The sequence below is a fragment of the Rubrivirga sp. genome, assembly GCF_049648075.1.
In the GTDB taxonomy this organism is placed as follows: Bacteria; Bacteroidota; Rhodothermia; order Rhodothermales; family Rubricoccaceae; genus Rubrivirga.
The window spans coordinates 1-2589 of sequence record NZ_JBARYR010000049.1 but is presented as its reverse complement, the minus strand read 5'-3'; the positions used below and the strand labels follow the sequence as shown (position 1 = coordinate 2589).

Annotated in this window: 2 protein-coding genes and 1 pseudogene; all 3 read left to right on the top strand. The window is 64.4% G+C overall.

What is annotated here, in order from left to right:
* The coding region (locus WBA11_RS01410; protein ID WP_424518948.1) for an SMP-30/gluconolactonase/LRE family protein at positions 1-807 on the top strand (807 nt) is incomplete at its 5' end.
* A 106-nt stretch (positions 808-913) separates the two neighbouring features.
* The gene (locus tag WBA11_RS01405) at positions 914-2302 is read left to right on the top strand and encodes a T9SS type A sorting domain-containing protein (protein ID WP_424518947.1); all 1389 of its coding nucleotides are present in this window, start codon (positions 914-916) and stop codon (positions 2300-2302) included.
* 98 nt (positions 2303-2400) lie between these two features.
* Positions 2401-2589 (top strand): annotated as a pseudogene (locus WBA11_RS01400) (glycoside hydrolase family 10 protein); the annotation flags it as partial.

Sequence of the window (2589 nt, the reverse complement as noted above, 5' to 3'; positions counted from 1 at the left end):
AGCAACTCTATCGACTTCCCTCTCACCGCCGCGATCGTTCCGTATGGGGAGCTTGCGCGGACGGAGGTGCCGTTCGGCATCGCAGCCGACGACGACGGAACGCTCTACCTCTCGCTCGAGAACGAAGGGAGCGCCGTCGGCATCACGGCCATCGCCCCCGACGGGACGCGGGCACCCTACTTCGACTCCGGCTTCCCGTGGGCAGCCCTCGCCCGCATTGATGACCGGCTCGTGGGCGTGCGCCGTGTCCGCGCCGTGTTCGAGCTACCAGAAGGTGGCCGGCAGAGCGTCCTAGCTGCCTTCCAGCCGTCGACGGTCTCTCTCTTTTCGATCGCCGATGGCCCCGACGGATCCGTATTCGTGGGTGGAAACGCCAGCGCGATCTTCCGGATCGCGCCAGATGGCTCGACCTCAGAGACGCCGTTCCCCGACGCCGTCCGCGCGCTGGCGGCAGACGCGACGGCGCTGTACGCTGTGAGCGGCGAGACGCCGGCCCAGGTGTACTCGATCCCGCTCCAGGGCGACGGGTCGCTCGGCGCCCCGACCGCTCTCGCTACGCTTCCCTCTGTCGGAAACGCCCTCGAGGTCGCGGCTGACGGAACGCTCTACGTGGGTCTCGACCGGGAGACCGACCCTGTCGTAACCGTCTCGGGTGGTGTCGTCGAGGTCTTGTACCCCGGCGTCTTGAACGGACCTGTCCAGAGCCTCGCCTACGGCGCGGGAAGCCAGCTCTACATGGTCACCGCTGCGACGGGCTCCGAACGGGCAAACGTATTCCGCGTCGAGACCCGCCGCGACGGCGCTTAGCGATACCCGGCGGATCAAACCCCTTGCTTTACGGTTCCATAACGAACCCAAACACCTGCGGCCTCGAGGCCGCGGATTTCTCCAATCACACTCCCCCACCTTTTCCATGAGGAAACTGCTACTCCTCCTCTTCGCAGCCGCCTTCCCGCTGACGGCATCCGCGCAGTGGAGCTTCGACACCGTCTTCCCCGTCGACACGCTCGAGACCGACGGCAACGGGATGCACGGCGTCGCTGTTGACCCTGACGGCAAGGTCTGGCTTCAGACCTTCGGCGCTACCGACAGCCTTGAGGTCCCGGCGCTCAACAACGAGTTCCGAGCGATCCGCGTTATCTCTGTCTTCAACGCCGACGGCACAGAGGCTTCGATTTCGCCGATTCGTTTCATCGACTACGCTGACGGCACGACGCCGCGTGACACCCTCGGTGGGTTCACGTTCGTCAACGCGGATGGCGACCTGGCCTGGGAGGGCCGGAGCAACCGCGGTCTTCGCGCTGACGCGGATGGCAACATCATCGTCTCGAGCTTCCAGAGCATCTTCAAGCTCGATTACGAGACCGGTCAAGGCCTCGCCAAGACAATCAGCGAAGAGTACTGCGCTCAGACGCAGGCTGGCGTTGACGACAACGGCAACATCTACACAGCTCCAGTCTGCCCTGGTCAACCGATTAAGCAGTACGACTCGGACCTCAACTTCATCGCGAACGTGACCGACGCATCGAGCAACTTCGCCCGCGGCGTCTTCGTCGCGCCCGATGGCAACACGGTGTTCGACACGGCCTTTGAAAATCCGTTTACGATCGTCTATCAGCGTCCCGACGAGTTCAGCGAGTTCGACTCGATCGGCGTCACACTCGCAGGCATGCGCGTCGAGTCGGCAGCTGTCAACCCGAGCACGGGTCGGTACTGGTTCAGCGCCGGCAACCCGCTCAACGGCGCCAACGATTACGTCAACCCGGCGGACAGCACGTTGCTCGCGACGAACTACTCGTTGACCTCGTGGTACGCCTTCGAGCCTGCCAGCTTGTTCGACGGAGACGGCAACCCCGTCCTCAACCCGACGCCCGTCGATAGCCTCAAGTACGACGGCGTCGTCGATGGCCGTCCTCGAGGTCTCGCGTTCTCGCCCGATGGTGATACGGCATACGTCGTCCTGTTCTCGCAGGCTGGCGCCGTCCAGCGCTTTACCCGTGGTGACGGCGGGGGCACGTCGAACGAGGAGGTCGGCACGTTCGCCGGTGCTCTCGAGCAGAACCGTCCAAACCCGTTCGCGGGCACGACGCAGATCGCGTTCGACCTCGAGCAAGCCTCGAGCGTGACGCTCCGCGTGTACGATGCGACCGGACGTGAAGTCGCGACGCTGGCCGATGGACAGATGGCCGCAGGCCCGCACTCGGTGTCGTTCGACGCCGGATCGCTCGCTGCTGGTGTTTACGTCTACACCCTCGACATCGAGGGCGAGATCTCCAGCCGCCGCATGATGGTCATCCGCTAACGCGGAATCGGCTTCGGCCGGCGGCATTGTCGTCGGTGCCCTTGGAGGGCGCTGGGCCTCGCGCTCAGCGCCCTCTTTGTTTTCTAACCCACCCCACGATGCGCCTCTCTATTCTGATCGCTGCGGTCGCCCTTTCGCTGCCGGCGTTCGCACAGTCCTCGCCGAAATACGAGTTCCGAGGGGCGTGGATTGCGACCGTCGCCAACCTCGATTGGCCGTCGTGCCAGCAGACGAGCGCCTCGTGCACATCGGACGTACAAAAGGAGCAACTCATCGAGATCCTCGAC